17 protein-coding genes are annotated in these 17,304 nt (G+C 73.9%); 11 read left to right on the top strand and 6 right to left on the bottom strand.

Annotated features, from left to right (window positions below):
- Positions 1 to 9: 9 nt before the first annotated feature.
- From mtrA to IG63_RS0113900, 7 genes are all read left to right on the top strand, one after another.
- The gene (gene mtrA / locus IG63_RS0113930) at positions 10 to 729 is read left to right on the top strand and encodes an MtrAB system response regulator MtrA (protein ID WP_211249328.1); all 720 of its coding nucleotides are present in this window, start codon (positions 10 to 12) and stop codon (positions 727 to 729) included.
- Positions 707 to 2,380, top strand: coding sequence for an MtrAB system histidine kinase MtrB (gene mtrB, locus IG63_RS0113925; protein WP_084597161.1), 1,674 nt, complete (start codon positions 707 to 709; stop codon positions 2,378 to 2,380). Before mtrA ends, mtrB begins: the two co-directional genes overlap by 23 nt.
- A complete protein-coding gene (locus tag IG63_RS0113920) occupies positions 2,377 to 4,095 on the top strand; it encodes an LpqB family beta-propeller domain-containing protein (protein ID WP_030484962.1) in 1,719 nt (572 codons plus the stop codon). The genes mtrB and IG63_RS0113920 overlap by 4 nt, the downstream gene beginning before the upstream one ends.
- Positions 4,096 to 4,174: 79 nt before the next feature.
- A complete protein-coding gene (locus IG63_RS20805; RefSeq protein WP_051706804.1) occupies positions 4,175 to 4,885 on the top strand; it encodes a ComF family protein in 711 nt (236 codons plus the stop codon).
- A 168-nt stretch (positions 4,886 to 5,053) separates the two neighbouring features.
- A complete protein-coding gene (hpf, locus tag IG63_RS0113910) occupies positions 5,054 to 5,674 on the top strand; it encodes a ribosome hibernation-promoting factor, HPF/YfiA family (RefSeq protein WP_030484960.1) in 621 nt (206 codons plus the stop codon).
- Positions 5,675 to 5,681: 7 nt separating this feature from the next.
- On the top strand, positions 5,682 to 6,371 hold the full coding sequence (locus IG63_RS0113905; protein WP_051706802.1) for a response regulator: 690 nt from the start codon (positions 5,682 to 5,684) through the stop codon (positions 6,369 to 6,371).
- A 61-nt stretch (positions 6,372 to 6,432) separates the two neighbouring features.
- Positions 6,433 to 7,659 carry a winged helix-turn-helix domain-containing protein gene (locus IG63_RS0113900; protein WP_030484958.1) on the top strand — a complete coding sequence of 409 codons (1,227 nt, stop codon included), beginning with the start codon at positions 6,433 to 6,435 and terminating at the stop codon, positions 7,657 to 7,659.
- A gap of 88 nt (positions 7,660 to 7,747) precedes the next feature.
- On the opposite strand, the gene IG63_RS0113895 is transcribed toward IG63_RS0113900, so the two are convergent.
- Positions 7,748 to 8,512 (bottom strand): SDR family NAD(P)-dependent oxidoreductase, encoded by a 765-nt coding sequence (locus tag IG63_RS0113895; RefSeq protein WP_245604436.1) that lies wholly within the window; start codon positions 8,510 to 8,512, stop codon positions 7,748 to 7,750.
- 108 nt (positions 8,513 to 8,620) lie between these two features.
- On the opposite strand from IG63_RS0113895, the gene secA reads away from it, so the two are divergent.
- On the top strand, positions 8,621 to 11,407 hold the full coding sequence (secA, locus tag IG63_RS0113890) for a preprotein translocase subunit SecA (RefSeq protein WP_030484956.1): 2,787 nt from the start codon (positions 8,621 to 8,623) through the stop codon (positions 11,405 to 11,407).
- A 116-nt stretch (positions 11,408 to 11,523) separates the two neighbouring features.
- Here secA and IG63_RS21615 read toward each other — a convergent pair whose 3' ends face one another.
- A complete protein-coding gene (locus IG63_RS21615) occupies positions 11,524 to 12,063 on the bottom strand; it encodes an Rv3235 family protein (protein ID WP_051706800.1) in 540 nt (179 codons plus the stop codon).
- Positions 12,060 to 12,593 (bottom strand): LysM peptidoglycan-binding domain-containing protein, encoded by a 534-nt coding sequence (locus IG63_RS21610; protein ID WP_051706799.1) that lies wholly within the window; start codon positions 12,591 to 12,593, stop codon positions 12,060 to 12,062. Before IG63_RS21610 ends, IG63_RS21615 begins: the two co-directional genes overlap by 4 nt.
- 181 nt (positions 12,594 to 12,774) lie before the next feature.
- On the opposite strand from IG63_RS21610, the gene IG63_RS0113870 reads away from it, so the two are divergent.
- A complete protein-coding gene (locus IG63_RS0113870) occupies positions 12,775 to 13,317 on the top strand; it encodes a hypothetical protein (RefSeq protein WP_030484954.1) in 543 nt (180 codons plus the stop codon).
- Positions 13,318 to 13,337: 20 nt separating this feature from the next.
- On the opposite strand, the gene IG63_RS0113865 is transcribed toward IG63_RS0113870, so the two are convergent.
- Entirely contained in the window at positions 13,338 to 13,577 is a 240-nt protein-coding gene (locus IG63_RS0113865; protein WP_030484953.1) for a helix-turn-helix transcriptional regulator, read from the bottom strand.
- Positions 13,578 to 13,645: 68 nt separating this feature from the next.
- Between IG63_RS0113865 and IG63_RS0113860 the strand changes: the two genes are divergently transcribed.
- Both IG63_RS0113860 and IG63_RS0113855 read left to right on the top strand, forming a co-directional pair.
- On the top strand, positions 13,646 to 14,299 hold the full coding sequence (locus tag IG63_RS0113860; protein ID WP_036195644.1) for a hypothetical protein: 654 nt from the start codon (positions 13,646 to 13,648) through the stop codon (positions 14,297 to 14,299).
- Between the two features lie 4 nt (positions 14,300 to 14,303).
- Positions 14,304 to 15,548 (top strand): CpaE/TadZ family protein, encoded by a 1,245-nt coding sequence (locus IG63_RS0113855; RefSeq protein ID WP_157210178.1) that lies wholly within the window; start codon positions 14,304 to 14,306, stop codon positions 15,546 to 15,548.
- Here the strand turns inward: IG63_RS0113855 and IG63_RS0113850 are convergent.
- Positions 15,499 to 16,788, bottom strand: a complete 1,290-nt coding sequence (locus IG63_RS0113850) for a hypothetical protein (RefSeq protein ID WP_030484950.1) — start codon at positions 16,786 to 16,788, stop codon at positions 15,499 to 15,501. The two genes, IG63_RS0113855 and IG63_RS0113850, sit on opposite strands and share 50 nt — an antisense overlap.
- Before the next feature lie 17 nt (positions 16,789 to 16,805).
- Positions 16,806 to 17,273, bottom strand: a complete 468-nt coding sequence (locus IG63_RS21605; RefSeq protein ID WP_157210177.1) for a hypothetical protein — start codon at positions 17,271 to 17,273, stop codon at positions 16,806 to 16,808.
- Positions 17,274 to 17,304: the final 31 nt, after the last annotated feature.

The raw sequence follows: 17,304 nt of genomic DNA, 5'->3' as shown, positions 1-17,304 counted from the left end.
GGTCCTGACGTGGCGCAGCACGAGGCCGTGGAGCGGCCGCGGGTGCTCGTCGTCGACGACGACGCAGCGCTCGCGGAGATGCTCACGCTCGTGCTGCGCACCGAGGGCTTCCTGAGCCACGTGGTCAGCCACGGTGACCAGGCGCTGCGCGAGTTTCGGGCGTTCCGGCCCGACGTCGTGCTGCTTGACCTGATGCTCCCGGGCCTCGACGGGGTCGACGTGTGCCGCCAGATCCGCGCCGAGTCGGGCGTCCCCATCGTGATGCTGACCGCCCGCAGCGACACCGTCGACGTGGTGGAGGGGCTGGAGTCCGGCGCCGACGACTACGTCGCCAAGCCCTTCAAGCCCAAGGAGCTGGTGGCACGGATCCGGGCCCGGGTCCGGCGCTTCGAGGTGCCGGCCCCCGAGGAGCTGCGGATCGGCGACCTGAGCATCGACGTGGCGGGCCACGAGGTCTCCCGCGACGGCGACCCGATCAACCTGACGCCGCTGGAGTTCGACCTGCTGGCCTGCCTGGCCCAGCAGCCGCGCAAGGTCTTCACCCGCGAGGTGCTGCTCGAGCAGGTGTGGGGCTACCGGCACGCCGCCGACACCCGGCTGGTCAACGTGCACGTCCAGCGGCTGCGCGCCAAGATCGAGACCGACCCGGAGAACCCCACGATCGTGGTGACGGTGCGCGGCGTTGGCTACAAGGCGGGGGCCACCGATGACGTCGTCCCCGACGCCTGACCCGAGCCCGGCGGCCACCGCGCGCCCGGGGCCCTGGGAGCGGCTGCGCGCCCTGCCCTCGGCGACGGCCGGCTTCTGGCGCCGCTCGCTGCGTGCGCGGGTCGTCACGACGATCGTGGTGCTCAGCGCCCTGGTCGTGGGGTCGGTGGGCTGGCTGGTGATGCGCCAGCTCGCCGACGGCCTGGTGCAGGGGCGCGTCGACGCCTCCCTGGCCGAGGCCCGCACCGAGACCGCGATCGTGCGCGAGCGGCTCAGCTCGGCGGGCGGCAACGACTTCGACCCCGAGACCCAGCTGCGGCTCCTCGTGGAGACCCTCGTGGCCCGCGGCGACGCCAAGGGCTTCGAGGTCCTCGTCGAGGGCCCGGTGGGGGAGGGCGCCAGCTCGACCGGGGTGCGCACCACCCCCCGCGTCGACCCGGCCAGCGTGCCGCAGTCGCTCCGGGAGGCGGTGGAGGAGGCGACCGAGGGCCTGGAGTGGACCTTCACCGAGATCGGCTACACGGGCACCGCGGTGGAGGGCGAGCCGTCGCAGCAGCCCGGCGTCGCCGTCGGCTCGACCGTCGTGCTGCCCTCCGACGGCGGCACCTACGCGCTCTACTACCTCTTCCCCATGGGCGAGGAGCAGCGGACGCTGCAGCTGCTGCGCGGCGTGCTGCTCACCGCCGGCGCGCTGCTGCTGGTGCTGGTCGCCGGCGTCGCCCTGCTCGTCGTACGCCAGGTCATCACGCCGGTGCGCCTGGCGCGGCGCGTCGCCGAGCGGATCGCCTCCGGCCGCCTCGAGGAGCGGATGCAGGTCAGCGGCGAGGACGACATCGCGCGCCTGGCCGTGTCGTTCAACCAGATGGCCGAGGCGCTGCAGTCGCAGATCCGCAAGCTCGTCGACCTCTCGAGGGTGCAGCGCACCTTCGTCTCCGACGTCTCCCACGAGCTGCGCACGCCTCTGACGACCGTGCGCATGGCCGGCGACGTGCTCCACGACGCCCGGCACGACTTCGACCCGGTCACGGCGCGCGCGGCCGAGCTGCTGCAGACCGAGCTGGACCGCTTCGAGAACCTGCTGGCCGACCTGCTCGAGATCAGCCGCTTCGATGCGGGCGCGGCCGTGCTCGACCTCGAGGACGTCAACGTCGCCGACATCGCGCACCGGGTCGTCACGGCCACGGCGCCGATGGCGAGCCAGCGCGGCGTCCCGGTGCGGGTGCTCGACGAGGGCGTCTTCCTGGTCGAGGCCGACACGCGCCGCGTCGAGCGCATCGTGCGCAACCTGGTCGCCAACGCCATCGACCACGCCGACGAGCAGGGCGTCTCCATCCGCCTGGCCAGCGACGAGCAGGGCACCGCGCTCACGGTGCGCGACCACGGCGTCGGCCTCGAGCCCGGTCAGTCGGCCATGGTCTTCAACCGCTTCTGGCGGGCCGACCCCGCGCGCGCCCGCACCACGGGCGGCACCGGCCTCGGCCTCTCGATCGCGCTGGAGGACGCCCGGCTGCACGGAGGCTGGCTGCAGGCCTGGGGCACCCCCGGGGGCGGGGCCCAGTTCCGCCTCACGCTGCCGCGCCACGCCGGCGACGCGCTCACCCACAGCCCGCTGCCCCTGGTGCCGGAGGACCTGCGGATCCGGCCACGACGGCCCCGGCCGGTGTCGCGATGAGGCGCCCCGCCGCTGCGCTGCTCGCCCTGCTCACGGTCCTGGCGGTGGTGCTGAGCGGCTGCGCCCAGCTCCCGACGTCGGGACCCGTGCGCCACGAGTCCGCCGCCGCCCCCGACGAGCCCCTCGACGCGCCGTACTTCGACCCGCCGGGGCCGGCCGAGGACGGCTCACCCTCGGCGATCGTCTCCGGCTTCTTCGTGGCCCAGCAGGCCAACCCGCTGTCGACGCGGGTGGCGCGCCAGTTCCTCTCCGAGCGGGTGCGGGCCACCTGGCAGCCCAACCGCGGCACGGTCGTCTACGACGCCCTGACCGTGCTCCCGACGAGTGGCGGGGCGACCGTGCGCCTCTCCGACGTACGCCGCCTCGACGCCCGGGGCGGCTGGCGCGGGGGTGAGCCGGGGGAGACCGAGGACCTCGACATCGACCTGGTCTCGGAGGACGGCCAGTGGCGCATCGACAACCCGCCCCCGCAGCTCGTGGTGCCCGCCTCCTTCTTCGACCGCGCCTTCGAGCGCACCAACCTGCACTTCTTCGACCAGACCGGCACGGTGCTGCTGCCCGACCCCGTCTTCATCCCGCGGGGGGAGCAGTCGGCCACCAACCTGGTGCGCGGCCTGCTGGCCGGGCCTGGTGAGGCGCTCGCAGAGGTCAGCCGCTCGGCCTTCCCGCGAGGCACCGACCTCGAGCTCTCCGTGGTGGTCACCGAGAGCGGCGTCGCCGAGGTGCCGCTGACCCGTGAGCTGCTCCAGGCTCCCGCCGCCGAGCTCGAGCGGGCGGCCGACCAGCTGGTCTGGACCCTCGGGCAGCTCCCGGGCATCGAGAGCGTCCGGCTCACCGTGGGCGGCACGCCCGTGCCGATGCCGTCGGGGGGCATCGACACCCCCGTGACCCGCGCCCCGAGGCTCGACGCGGCCGGGAGCGCCGACCCCACCCTCTACACGCTGCGGGACGACAGGCTGCTGCGCACCACGCCCGCGGGCAGCGAGCCCGTCGCCGGTCCGCTGGCCGACCATCAGCTGCCCGCCAGGTCGTTCGCCGTCGCCTCCGAGCCGCGCCGCGTGGCCGCCGTGCTCGACGGTGGCCGCCGCCTGGTCGAGGTCCCGCTCACCGACGAGGGCGAGCAGCGCGAGCTGCTGACGGGGCAGGACCTCGCGCGCCCGTCGTACGACATGTTCGGCGACCTGTGGGTGCTCGACCGCGGCGCCGCCCGCGTGCTGCTGGTCAGCGACGGCCGGGTGCGCGAGGTGGAGGTGCCGCGGGTGACGGGGGAGCAGGTGAGCTCCCTGGAGGTGGCCCACGACGGCAGCCGGCTCGTGGTCGGCTACCCCTCGGCACCGCAGGTGCGCGTCGTCGACGTGCTGCGCACCGACGAGGGGGAGGTCTCCGGGGCACGTCGCTCCCGGGCGCTGTCGGTGGGAAGCGACCCGCCTGCCGTCGACGTCGGCTGGCGCGACCCGGCGACGCTGGCGGTGCTCACCCGCCCCACCGAGGAGACCAGCGCGGTCGACTTCGTCTCCGTCGACGGGTCGCCCCTGGGGGCCAGCACCCAGGAGCCGACCGCCTTCCGGGAGGCCGCGAGCGCGATGGTGGTCTCGCCGCGGTCGGGCACCGCGCTGCGCCTGCTCACCCCCGACGAGCGCGCCTACGCGCTCAGCGCCGAGGGCACCTGGCCGCGCTCCGCGTCGGGCGTGACGGCCGCCGCCTACGGTCCCTGACCCCTCGGCAGCAGCCGGTCGTCCACAGGGCAGGTGCCGGGCATGGCGCGGCCGGCCGGGGCGGGGCAACCTCGGCGAGGTGATCGACGCGTGGCTCGACCTGGTCCACGGCGGGTGCTGCGCCGGGTGCGGGGCGCGCGGCCGCTCGCTGTGCGCGTCGTGCCGCAGCACGCTGCCGAGCGCGGCGCTCGAGGTGTCACCGTCGCCACGCCCCGCGGGCCTGGCCCCCTGCTTCGCCGCGACGGCGTACGACGGGGTGGTGCGGGCGCTGCTGGTCGCCCACAAGGAGCGGGCGGTGCATGGCCTGTGCGACCCGCTCGCCCGCTGCCTGCTCCTCGGGCTGGCCCCGGCGCTGCCGGACCACGGGCGGACCCTGCTGGTCCCGGTGCCGAGCACCCGGCGCGTGGTGCGCGCCCGCGGGCACGACCCGCTGCTGCGCGTGGCCCGCCGCACGGCGCGGCTGGCGGGACCAGCGGTGCGGGTCGCCTCGCTGCTCGCGCAGGTCGGGGAGGCCGCCGACCAGTCGGAGCTCGGCGCCGAGGCGCGCCGGAGCAACCGCGCCGGGACCCTGGCCGTGCGGCCCGCGGCGCGCGAGCGGCTGGCCCGCAGCGGCGAGGAGGTCTCGCTGGTGGTGGTCGACGACGTGCTCACGACCGGCAGCACCGCGCGCGAGGCGCAGCGCGCGCTGGAGACCTCCGGACTGCGGGTCCGGGCGGTCTGCGTGGTCGCCGCGACCCGGCGCAGGCACCCGGCCAGGCGCCCGGCGCAGGCACCTGGGGTGCATAGGTGACCGAATGCTCTTCCCGCGGTTGCCCCACCCGACTAACGTCGGCACATGGAGATCGCGCAGAGCGTCCGCGGCCACTCGAAGGGGTCCGGGCTCTGCCCAGTCATCGGATAACCGACAGTCGTGGCCCTGCCGACGCTGTCGTCGGGGTCCGGAGACAGGAGGTCACAGGTGGACGTTGTGGTCAGCAGCAAGAACTGCGAGGTCTCGGACCGGTTCCGTGAGCACGTCGCCGACAAGCTCATCCGGTTGGAGAAGCACGACCACCGCATCATCCGGGTGGACGTGCTGCTGGCCAAGGAGGCCCGTCCGCGCGAGCCCGAGCGCAACGTCCGCATCGAGCTGACTGCGAGGTCCAAGGGTCCGATCGTGCGGGCCGAGGCCAGCGCCGAGGACAAGATGGCCGCGCTCGACCTCGCCGTCGACAAGATGGCGGCCCAGATGCGTCGCGCCGCCGACCGGCGCAAGGTGCACCGCGGTCAGCACAAGCCGGAGTCCGTGGCCGAGGCGATGGCGCGCAGCCGGCCGCCGGCCGCCCCGACGGTCGACCCCGACGCCGAGGCCACGACCGAGCGCCAGGTCGGCCCCGTCGCGGTCACCGGCGACGGCCCGCTCGTGGTGCGGCAGAAGACCCACCAGGGGTCGCCGATGACGCTCGAGCAGGCCCTCTACGAGATGGAGCTGGTCGGTCACGACTTCTACCTCTTCGTCGAGAAGGAGACCGAGCAGCCCTCCGTGGTCTACCGCCGGCGCGGGTACGACTACGGGGTCATCGCCCTCGACGTGACATAGTGAGGCCATGGTGGAGGGTGACGCCGCGGAGGCCGGTGAGGGCGAGCCGATCCGCGTCGTCGTCGTCGACGACCAGGAGCTCTTCCGCCGCGGCATGACCATGCTGCTGGGCGTCGAGCCCGGCATCGACGTCGTCGGCGAGGCCGGCGACGGCATCAGCGCCACCGACCTCGTCGTCAGCACCGTGCCCGACGTGGTGCTGCTCGACGTGCGGATGCCCAAGCGCTCGGGGCTGCAGGCCTGCGTGAAGATCAAGGAGCTGGTCCCCAGCGTCAAGATCATCATGCTGACCGTCAGCGACGAGGAGGGCGACCTCTACGAGGCCGTCAAGAGCGGCGCCTCGGGCTACCTGCTCAAGGACTCCTCCATCGACGAGGTGGCCCAGGCGGTGCGCGTCGTCGCGGAGGGACAGTCGCTGATCAGCCCGTCCATGGCGGTCAAGCTGATCGACGAGTTCAAGGAGATGTCGCGCGCCGAGCGCGAGCAGGTGCCCACCCCCAAGCTCACCGAGCGAGAGCTGGAGGTGCTGCGGCTGGTGGCACGTGGGCTCAACAACCGCGACACCGCGCGGGAGCTCTTCATCTCCGAGAACACCGTGAAGAACCACGTGCGCAACATCCTGGAGAAGCTCCAGCTGCACTCCCGCATGGAGGCCGTGATGTACGCCGTGCGCGAGAAGCTGCTCGACATCCCCTGACGCGTCCCGGCGGGTGACGGGCGGGGTCCGCGCTGTCGGTCGGCGCCGCTAGCGTGCGCCCATGACCGAGGTCGTCGCGCTCAGCCGTCCGCAGGCGCGGCGCGTGGCCCTGGCCGCGCAGGGGTTCTCCGATCCCCGCCACGCCGTGCCGACGATGCGCACGCTGCAGCGCGCGCTGCGGCGCACCGGGGTGCTGCAGGTCGACTCGGTCAACGTGCTGCAGCGGGCGCACTACATGCCGCTCCACTCGCGCATGGGTCCCTACGACGTCGGGCTGCTGCAGCGGGCCTCCGAGCGGCGTCCGCGTCGCATGGTCGAGTACTGGGCGCACGTCCAGGCCTTCATGCCGGTCGACCTCTGGCCGGTGATGCGCCCGCGCATGGAGCACCACCGCCGCAGCCCGCGGTGGCACACATGGCTCGGCACCAACGCCGGCCTGGCCGAGCGCGTGCGCGAGGAGGTGCGCGAGCGGGGCGCGTCGACGGCGCGCGACCTCGACGACGGCGCCCCCCGGGTCAAGGAGCACTGGGGCTGGAACTGGTCGGAGTCGCGCAAGGCCCTCGACTACCTCTACACCGTCGGCGACCTGGTGATCGCGGGCCGCAACCAGCACTTCGAGCCGATCTACGACCTCCCCGAGCGGGTGCTGCCACCCGAGGTCCTCGAGGCTCCCGTGCCCTCCGAGGCCGACGCGGTGCTCGAGCTGGTCCGCCGGGCGGCCCGCAGCCACGGTGTCGCCACCCTGCGGTGCCTCACCGACTACTACCGGCTGCAGATGGTGCGCGGCCAGGGCCAGCGCGCCGCCCGGGCCGCCGTCGACCGCCTGGTCGAGGCGGGCGAGCTGCTCCCCGCCCGGGTCGACGGCTGGCCGCGCGAGGCCTGGCTGCACCGCGACGCCGCCCGGCCGCGCCGGGTCCGGGCCCGGGCGCTGCTCAGCCCGTTCGACCCGGTGGTGTGGGAGCGCGAGCGCACCGAGCGCCTCTTCGACTTCCACTACCGCATCGAGATCTACGTGCCGGCGGAGCTGCGACGCCACGGCTACTACGTGCTGCCCTTCCTGCTCGGCGACCAGGTGGTCGGTCGGGTCGACCTCAAGGCTGACCGCGCCGGTCGCTCGCTGCTGGTGCAGGGGGCGTACGCCGAGCCGGGCGCGCCGCCGGAGACCGCCCACGAGCTGGCGGCCGAGCTGCACCAGGTCGCCCGCTGGCTCGACCTCGACGACGTGGTGGTGCGACCGCGCGGCGACCTGGCCGCGCCACTCCTGGCCGAGGTCACCGCCGCACGGTGAACCACGGCGCCGTGGTGCCCGACGTGCGGTGCAGCCGCACGGGCTCCGCCCTCGGGCGGGGCGGCGTACTCATCGGGTTGGGCGGGCCTCAGTGCACCGAGAAGCCGCCGTCGACCGCGAGCAGGTGCCCGGTCACGAAGCCCGCGGCGGGGGAGGCCAGGAAGACGACCGCGGCGGCGAAGTCCTCGGGCACGCCGTTGCGGCCGACCATGTGGCGCGCAGCCAGGGCCTGCTCACGTCCCGGCTCGGCCACGGTGGCCCGCGTCATGGGAGTGACCACGAAGCCGGGCACCAGCGCGTTGGAGGTCACCCCGGACGCCGACCAGGCCTCGGCCTGCGAGCGCGTCAGCCCGCCCACCGCGGCCTTGGTCACGCCGTACACCCCGGAGCGGCCGAAGGCGCTCCAGGTCTGCTGGGAGCCGACGTTGACGATCCGTCCGAAGCCGCGACCGACCATGCGTGGTCCCACAGCCTGGCCCAGCCGGTAGGGCGCGAGCAGGTTGACCGCCATCGTCTCCTGCAGCTCGTGCTCGGAGGTCTCGTGCAGCTCGGGGCGGTGGTTGACCCCCGCACAGGTGACGAGCACGTCGCAGTCGGCGACCTCGGAGGAGGTGCAGAGCGCGTCGAGCGCGGCCGGGTCGCCCAGGTCGACCGACGCGGCGGTGGCGGCGACGCCGTGGTCGAGCAGCCGGGTGCGGGCCGCCTCGAGCCGCCCCGGGTCGCGCGCCACCAGGTGCACCGCGGCGCCCGCGCGTCCGAGCGCCTCGGCCGCGGCGGCCCCGATGCCGGAGCTGGCGCCGGTGACGACCGCGCGCCTGCCCGCGAGGGAGAAGAGCTCCTCGAGATAGGTCATGGGCCCCAGCATCGGCGGTCCGGCGGTGGCAGGCCACCCTGCCCGTTACAGTGGTCGGCGGGCTGCCGCGCCCTGGTCCGTCCCCCGTCTTCCAAGGAGTTGTCCCGCGTGACGCTCATCGACAAGGTCCTGCGCATCGGCGAGGGCAAGATCCTTCGCCAGCTCGAGGCGATCGCGAAGGCGGTCAACGCGATCGAGGACGACTTCGTCGCCATGTCCGACGACGAGCTCCGCGGCATGACCGACGAGTTCAAGCGTCGCCTGGCCGACGGCGAGTCGCTCGACGACCTGATGCCCGAGGCCTTCGCGACGGTCCGCGAGGCCGCCAAGCGGGTGCTCGGCCAGCGCCCCTACGACGTCCAGATCATGGGTGGCGCGGCGCTGCACCTGGGCAACATCGCGGAGATGAAGACCGGTGAGGGCAAGACCCTGGTCTCCACGCTGCCCGCCTACCTCAACGCGCTGTCGGGCAAGGGCGTCCACGTCGTCACGGTCAACGACTACCTGGCGAAGTACCACGCGGAGTGGATGGGCCGGATCCACCACTTCCTGGGTCTCACCGTGGGCGTCATCACCCCCGACCTGCGTCCCGACGCCCGCCGCGAGCAGTACCTGTGCGACATCACGTACTCGACCAACAACGAGGTCGGCTTCGACTACCTGCGCGACAACATGGCGACCTCGCTCGACAACTGCGTCCAGCGCGGCCACAACTTCGCGATCGTCGACGAGGTCGACTCGATCCTCATCGACGAGGCCCGGACCCCGCTGATCATCTCCGGTCCGACGCAGGACGAGGTGCACTGGTACGCCGAGTTCGCCAAGGTCGCCGAGCGGCTGCAGAAGGACACCGACTACGAGGTCGACGAGAAGAAGCGCACCATCTCGATCCTCGAGCCCGGCATCACCAAGGTCGAGGACTACCTGGGCATCGAGAACCTCTACGAGTCGGCCAACACCCCGCTGATCTCCTTCCTCAACAACTCCATCAAGGCCAAGGAGCTCTTCCGCAACGACAAGGAGTACGTCGTCCTGGGCGACGAGGTGCTCATCGTCGACGAGCACACCGGCCGCGTGCTCTCCGGGCGCCGCTACAACGACGGCCTGCACCAGGCGATCGAGGCCAAGGAGAAGGTCACCGTCCGCGAGGAGTACCAGACCCTCGCGACGATCACGCTGCAGAACTACTTCCGGCTCTACGACAAGCTCGCCGGCATGACCGGCACGGCGATGACCGAGGCGTCGGAGTTCGACAAGATCTACAAGCTCGGCGTGGTGCCCATCCGCACCAACAAGCCGATGGCCCGCGTCGACCAGAAGGACCTCGTCTACCGGACCGAGGAGGCGAAGTTCGCCGCCGTCGTCGACGACATCGCCGAGCGGCACCAGACCGGTCAGCCGGTGCTGGTCGGCACCACCTCGGTCCAGAAGTCCGAGCTGCTCTCGGGCCTGCTCAAGGAGCGCGGGGTGCCGCACGCGGTGCTCAACGCCAAGCAGCACGCCGACGAGGCCAAGGTGGTGGCCGTGGCCGGCCACCGGGGCGCGGTCACCGTGGCGACCAACATGGCCGGTCGAGGCACCGACATCATGCTCGGTGGGTCGGTCGACTTCCTCGCCGACCAGGAGCTGCGCGCCAAGGGCCTGGACCCCGTCGAGCACGCCGAGGAGTACGAGGCGGCGTGGCAGGAGACGCACGACCGCGTCGCCGAGCAGGTCAAGGCCGAGCACGACGAGGTCGCCGCGCTCGGTGGTCTCTACGTCCTGGGCACCGAGCGGCACGAGTCGCGGCGCATCGACAACCAGCTGCGTGGTCGCTCGGGCCGTCAGGGCGACCCCGGCGAGTCGCGCTTCTACCTCTCCCTCGGCGACGACCTGATGCGGCTCTTCAAGTCCGACTGGGTCGAGCGCGTGCTGCTGGCGCTGAAGGTGCCCGACGACGTGCCGATCGAGAACAAGTCGGTGACCAAGTCGATCCAGTCGGCGCAGGGCCAGGTCGAGTCGCAGAACTTCGAGTCCCGCAAGAACGTGCTGAAGTACGACGACGTCATGAGCCGCCAGCGCGAGGTCATCTACGCCGAGCGTCGCGCGGTCCTCGAGGGCGAGGACCTCACCGACCAGGTGCGCCAGATGATCGACGGGGCGATCGAGACCTACGTCCTGGCCGCCACCGAGGGCTTCCCCGAGGAGTGGGACCTCGACGCGCTGTGGACGGCGCTGCGCACGATCTACCCGGTCAGCCTCCGGGTCGACGACCTCGAGCGCGAGGCGGGCGGGCGCGACGGGCTCGACCGCGGCACGCTGGTCTCCGACCTGCAGGCCGACGCCCAGAAGGCCTACGACGCCCGCGAGGCCTCGGTGGGCCCCGACCGGATGCGCGAGGTGGAGCGCCAGGTGCTGCTCTCGGTGCTCGACCGCAAGTGGCGCGAGCACCTCTACGAGATGGACTACCTGCGCGAGGGCATCGGCCTGCGCGCCTACTCGCAGCGGGACCCGTTGGTGGAGTACCAGCGCGAGGGCTACGACATGTTCAACGCGATGAAGGAGGGCATCCGCGAGGAGACCGTGGGCTTCCTCTTCAACGTCGAGGTGCAGGAGGTCGACGAGGACGAGCTCGAGGACGAGCACGACCACGACGACCACGAGCACCACGACCACGAGCACGACCACCGGCACGTGCGCGCCAAGGGCTTCGAGCCCCACGCCGAGCCGCAGCAGCTGAGCTACTCCGCGCCCAGCGAGGACGGCGAGGTGGAGGTGCGCACCGAGCGCGGCGACGACTCGCCGTACGCCAACGCGGGTCGCAACGAGGTGTGCCCGTGCGGCTCGGGCAAGAAGTACAAGCGCTGCCACGGCGCCCCCGGCGGCCCCACCGGCCAGATCAGCCGGGTCGGCTGACCGCACCTCACCGTCGCCGAGGCGTCACTCCCTGACCGCCGAGGCGTCACTCCCTGACCTCCCAGGCGTCACCCGATGACGTCTCGGAGGTCAGGGAGTGACCTCTCGGCGGGCTGCTAGCCGAGCTCGAGGGCGGTGCAGACCCAGGCGGCGCGGAGCTCGCCCCGGTGGCGCTCCAGCCGGTGCTCGAGCCGGGCGGCGACGGCATGGGAGCGCTCGCCGCGCACGAGGTGGACGGCGAGCTCGAGCACGCCGGGTCGTGGGCGCCCGACGTGCACGCTGCGGATGCGGGAGCGCAGCCGCCGCACCCGGCGGTCGGCCGGGACCGTGCGGCCGAGCAGCGTCGCGCGCTGCTGGAGCACGGCGTAGACGTCGGGCGTCGCCCACCGCAGCAGCTGGCCGGGGCCGCGCTCGCCCCCGAGGACCTCGACCAGCGCCTGGGCGAAGTGCTGTGCGACCTCGTCGACCTCCGCCGCACGGCCACGGGGCGCGACCACGACGGGGCTGCCGTGCTCCGCGGCGAGGGCCTCGCTCGGGTGCGGCGGCGCGGGCGCCGGCGCCTCCCAGGGTTGGGCGAGGTCGAGCGCCAGCGTGCCCTGGACGCTGGCGACGGGGACCCGGTCTCGGGGGATGCGGCTCAACGGGAGGGTCTTCATCGGGAGGCTCCTGGGGTGTCGGAGGGCAGCCGCAGCCGCTGCCCGGGATGGATGAGGTCGGGGTCGGCGCCGACGAGGTCGCGGTTGGTCGCGTGCAGGCGCGCCACCAGGGCCTGGACCTCGCGATCGCTGGCCCGAGGGAGCAGGCCGCGTGCCAGCGACCACAGCGAGTCACCCGGCCGTACGACGAGGTGCTCGGCGCCCTGGTCCCGGTCGGGCGCTGTCGTCGGCGCGCCCACGCTCCGCGTGGAGGTGGGCGCGTCGCTGGTGCGCTCGGGCGCCGGGAGCCAGCCGGTGCCGGCGGAGGCGGGCACCGCAGGCAGTGCGACCACCGCCGAGGCCACGAGCAGCACCGCGGGTCGCCACGCGCGGGGGCAGCCCACCCAGCGCAGCGACGGGCAGCGCCCGGCGCTGAGCCGCTCCAGCACCCCGGCCAGCAGCAGGAGCAGCGCCCACCCGGCCAGGGCGGCCAGGACCCACGAGGCGCCCTCGACGAGGAGGTCGTCGAAGTCGCGATCGTGCAGTGCCATGCGTTGACCCCCGATTCATGCGTTTGCTTGCGTTTGCGTCAGACAACGCGCAGAGTGGCGCGGTGTCAATCGACTGTCCACAGCAGCCCCAGATCGGTTTGGGAACCCGTCTCGCCGGGGATGCCACCTGCGTGGAGGCCCGGCGGGCCATCCATCGGGCCATCGGACGGGGGAAGCAGACATGACCGGTACGAGCTGGGAGTCCCGGCTCCTGGAGCTCTTCGACGACCTCGAGCAGCAGGCGGCCGGCCTCGACCTCGTCGAGCGCGAGCTGCAGGTGAGCGACCTCGCGCACTCCGAGTACGCCCAGGTCACGCTGGGTGACCGGCTGCGCGCGGCCGTCGGTCTCGACGTGACGCTGCTGCTCCCGGCCGGGCTGCAGGTCCGGGGCGTGCTCACCCGGAGCGGGGAGGGCTGGGTGGTGCTCCGCGACGCGGGGGACGCCGCCTGGGTGGTGCCGACGTCGCACCTGCTCGGCGTCGGTGGCCTCGGGCCCCGCGCAGCGCACCCGTCGACGGGCTCGGTCGCCGACCGGCTCCCGCTGCGTGCGCTGCTGCGCCGGGTCGCGGAGGGTGGGCGGCCGTGCCTGCTGCACCTGCGCGACGGGTCACGCCGCGAGGGAGTCCTGCGACGGGTCGGGCAGGACTTCGTCGAGGTCGACGCGGCCGGCTCGACGCTGCTCGTGCCCGCCGAGGCCCTGGTCGCGGTGCGGTGGACGCCGTGAGGCGCGCGAGCGCCCGCGGCTCACTCGCCGGGCAGGGTGCCCTCGACGAAGGGGTGGTCCCTCACGAAGCGCTCGGACTCGGTGTACATCCGCTGGATGTAGGCCTCGAGCTCGCTGGCCTCGACGCGCCACTGCCCGCGACCACCGATCTTGATCCCCCGCAGGTCGCCGCGGCGTACGAGCGCGTAGGCCTGGGCGCCGGAGATGTTCAGGATCTCGGCCACGTCGGGCAGCTGCAAGAAGCGCGGGGTCGCGTCCACGTGCCCCACTGTGCCACCGGAGGCGTCCTGTCGCGAAGCGACCTCGCCCAGAGCCTGTGGACGGCACCGTGAGCGCCCCGGTGGTCACCGCTCCGGCCGCCTCGCGCAGCCGGCGTCCGGGCTGGCGCAACCCGCGGCTGCTACTGGGCCTGGCCCTCGTCGCCGGGTCGATCGTGCTCGGTGCGCGGGTGGTCGCGTCGGCCGACGACACGGTGCCGGTGTGGGCGGCCACGACGACGCTGCCCGCCGGTGCCGTGGTGCAGGCCGACGACGTGCAGCGACGCGACGTCCGCTTCCCCGACGGCGACACGGCGGCGGCGTACGTCTCGGCGGGCGAGGCGCTGCCCGAGGGCACCCGGGTCGAGCGCGAGGTCGCCGCGGGCGACCTGCTGCCCCGGAGCGCGGTGGCCACCGGTGCCGTCGAGCCCCTGGTGGAGGTGCCGCTCAGCGTGGCTGCCGACGACCTGCCCCGCACCGTGCGACAGGGGTCGGTGGTCGACGTGTGGGTGGCCGCAGGCCCCGAGGGCGGCGACGGCGAGCCGGCCGTGCGCGTGCTGGAGGGGGTCGAGGTGGTGGAGGTCCCCGGCGGTGACGCCGACGGGCTCGCGCCGCAGCAGACGCGCCAGGTGATCCTCGGCCTCCCCGACGACCGCACCGACGAGCTCGGCGACGCGCTCGGGCGGCTGGCCGACGGCCGCGTCGTGGTCGCACGGACGGGATGAGCACGTGAGCCCGTCGGTGCCGTCGCCGACCTCCGGACCGATCTCGGTGCTGCTCGCCGCGGGCGGTGAGCCCTGGGAGACCGAGGCCCTGCGCCTCCTGCCCACCGAGGGGATCGCGGTGCTCAAGCGCTGCGTCGACCTGGCCGACCTGCTGGGGACGGCGACCACGGGCACGGCGTCCGTGGCGGTGGTCAGCGGGCTGCTGCCCGGCCTCGACGCCGACGCCGTCGTGCGGCTGCTGCGCGACGACGTGCGCTGCGTGGCCGTCGGCGGCGACCGTGAGGTGCTGACGCGCCTGGGCGTCGTGCACTGCCACGACCCGGGCGAGGTGGCGTCGCTCGCGGAGGCGGTGCGCGGCGCGGGATCGCGGAGCTTCGTCGTCGATCCCGTCCCGCCGGAGGCCGAGCTCCGCGAGCCAGCCGCTGAGGCGGGCCGCGTCGTGGCCGTGCACGGGGGCGCCGGCGCCCCCGGCCGCACCACCACCGCGATCGCCCTCGCGACGCTCCGCGCGCGCACGGCGTCGACCGTGCTCGTCGACGCCGACCCCCACGGCGGTGCCGTGGCCCAGCACCTGGGCGTGCTCGACGAGACCAGCGGGCTGCTGGCGGCGGCCCGGGCGGCCAACGCCGGCACGCTCGACGCCGCGGCCTTCGCCCGGTGCCGGCGACGCCTGCGCGACGGGCTGGAGGTGCTGACCGGCCTGCCGCGACCCGACCGCTGGGTGGAGGTGCGGCCGGGCGTGCTCGACGTGATCCTCGACGAGGCCGCGTCGGTGGGCGACGTGGTGGTCGACACCGGCTTCAGCCTCGAGGACGACGGCGACACCGGCCGCAGCCTGGCCCGCAACCAGATGACGCTCGACGCCCTGGCACGGGCCGACCACGTCGTCGCGGTGGGCAGCGCCGAGCCCACGGGCCTGGCCCGGCTGGCGCGCACGCTGGTCGACCTGCGCGACCTGGGGCCGGCGCCGGTGACGGTGGTGGTCAACCGGATGCGTGACTCGCTGGGGTGGAGCCGGCGCGACATCGTCGGCATGGTCGAGGGCTACCTGCGGCCGGAGCGGGTGCTCTTCGTGCCCGACGACCGGGCCGCCGCCGACCGTGCGCTCGTCACGGGCGCGGCGGTCGTCGAGCACGGCGACGCGCTGCGCCGGGCCTTCGCCGAGGTGCACGACGCGGTGTGGCCGGCGTCGGCGACGGTCAGCCCGCCATCAGCAGGGAGAGGCCGGTGGCGGTGTAGACGACCATGATGCCCACCATCGCGAGCTGGCTGCTCACCCGTCGTCGCTCCGGGGCGAGCGCGACCACGCGGTCGTGCGAGGCGATCGCACCGACCACGTGGCCGGTGACGATGGCGAGCACCTTGACCCACGCGAGCAGCGTCGGGTGGAAGGAGAGCCAGTAGTTGACGGTCGCGTCGCCGATCCCGAGGAGGTCGTCGCCACGCACCAGCGGGTCGCTCAGCTGCAGCAGCGTCGACTGCCCCTGCTCGACGAAGTAGGTGAGGTAGTGCGCGACCAGGTAGCCCACCACGATCGGCACCAGGGCGTGCGCCAGCCGTCGGGCCGGGATGCGACCCGACGCCAGGGCGAAGCTGACTCCCACCACCAGGCAGAAGGACAGCAGGGCCAGGCTGTCGAGCGGGACGTCGGGCACCGGCAGGTCGAGCCGGACGCGCTGCCACAGCAGGGTGTCGCCGAAGCTGTCGAAGGCCGTGGAGCCGAACATCACCGCCACCACGGCCAGCAGCCCGGGTCGCGGGGTCGCCGTGGCCAGGTTGGCCAGGGGGCTGCGCACCACCAGGGCGCCGTCGGCGTCGCGGCCCCAGGGCGAGAGCCGCGCCAGCAGGTCCGACCAGGCCTCGAAGGGGTCGGCCCGCGAGAGCCAGGTGTCCCCGTAGATCGCGGCCCCCACCAGCATCACCGCGACGTACGCCGCCAGCCAGACCCGTACCGAGCCCAGGTAGGCGCTCTGCGGGTTGACCAGCTCCTGCCAGGTGAAGGCGTAGAGCCCCACCGCCGCGGGCCAGTAGCCCCAACGCGCGGGGTACGTCGCCACGCCCTGCGCGGGGTCGCTGCGCAGCAGCGTGGCCAGCAGCAGGTTGAGGGTGCGGACGGGGGAGAGCGCCCGCACCACCCGCCCGCCGACGAGGGACGCGGGCACCAGGCCCACCCAGACGAGGACGTAGAAGGTGCCGAGCACCGGGTTGGTGACCAGGTCGGGGCCCCACACCAGGGGCCAGACCAGGAAGCCGAAGAAGACCAGCCCGACGACGCGCCAGGTCCAGGCCCAGGCCGGGTGGTCGACCAGCCGGCCCAGCCACGGGGGAGCGGGCCGCTGAGGTCGGCCGTCGACGTAGCGGGGCCGCTGCCAGGCCAGGGCGAGCACGGCGAACGACGCCACCAGCGCGGCGACGGCGCCACCCACGACGAGCGGGAAGGGCAGCGGGAGGTCCTGGGAGCCCCCGAGCCCGTGCTGCGGGACGAACACGCCGAGGACCCCGGTGCTCAGCGGACCTCGAAGCGCACCAGCACGACGCCCAGGTCGTGCGACTCGACGTCGACCACGCCGGGCCTGTCGAGGGTCAGCTGGTGCTCCGAGCGGCCGGCGGGGTAGTCGAGGTCTTGCTCGGGGGTGCTGTGCACGTGCAGCTCGCCGGCCGTGTCGGCCTCGACCACCAGCGTGACCGGCTCGCCCGAGGTCACCTCGACGGACTGCGCGTCGGGGGTGCCCCCGCCCGTCAGGTCGACCTCGACCTGCTGACCGGACGCCTCGTTGGTGGGGCTGGGCGTGGCCGTGGTCTCGGGCGACTCCGCGGTCGGGCTGGGTGAGCTGCTGGGCGACTCGTCGCCCGGCTCGGCGGCCGCCGAGCCGTCGTCGCTCCCGCAGCCGGCCAGGAGCACGGCACAGAGTGCCGCGGCGACGCCGCCGAGCGCCGTACGACGAGGGCGGACGGGGTGGCGCAGGGCTGGCACGGGTTCCTCCCGGGTGTGTGCTCGACGGTGC

Source organism: Nocardioides aequoreus, from assembly GCF_000720335.1.
GTDB classification, from domain to species: Bacteria; Actinomycetota; Actinomycetes; order Propionibacteriales; family Nocardioidaceae; genus Marmoricola; species Marmoricola aequoreus.
This window is presented reverse-complemented; position numbering and strand designations above follow the sequence as displayed.

Excerpts from the sequence above, each read along its gene's own strand:
- mtrB (WP_084597161.1), top strand. The coding sequence starts at position 707 with ATGACGTCGTCCCCGACGCCTGACCCGAGCCCGGCGGCCACCGCGCGC.
- IG63_RS0113920 (WP_030484962.1), top strand. The coding sequence starts at position 2,377 with ATGAGGCGCCCCGCCGCTGCGCTGCTCGCCCTGCTCACGGTCCTGGCG.
- IG63_RS0113905 (WP_051706802.1), top strand. The coding sequence starts at position 5,682 with ATGGTGGAGGGTGACGCCGCGGAGGCCGGTGAGGGCGAGCCGATCCGC.
- IG63_RS0113900 (WP_030484958.1), top strand. The coding sequence starts at position 6,433 with ATGACCGAGGTCGTCGCGCTCAGCCGTCCGCAGGCGCGGCGCGTGGCC.
- IG63_RS0113895 (WP_245604436.1), bottom strand. The coding sequence starts at position 8,512 with ATGACCTATCTCGAGGAGCTCTTCTCCCTCGCGGGCAGGCGCGCGGTC.
- IG63_RS21615 (WP_051706800.1), bottom strand. The coding sequence starts at position 12,063 with ATGAAGACCCTCCCGTTGAGCCGCATCCCCCGAGACCGGGTCCCCGTC.
- IG63_RS21610 (WP_051706799.1), bottom strand. The coding sequence starts at position 12,593 with ATGGCACTGCACGATCGCGACTTCGACGACCTCCTCGTCGAGGGCGCC.
- IG63_RS0113870 (WP_030484954.1), top strand. The coding sequence starts at position 12,775 with ATGACCGGTACGAGCTGGGAGTCCCGGCTCCTGGAGCTCTTCGACGAC.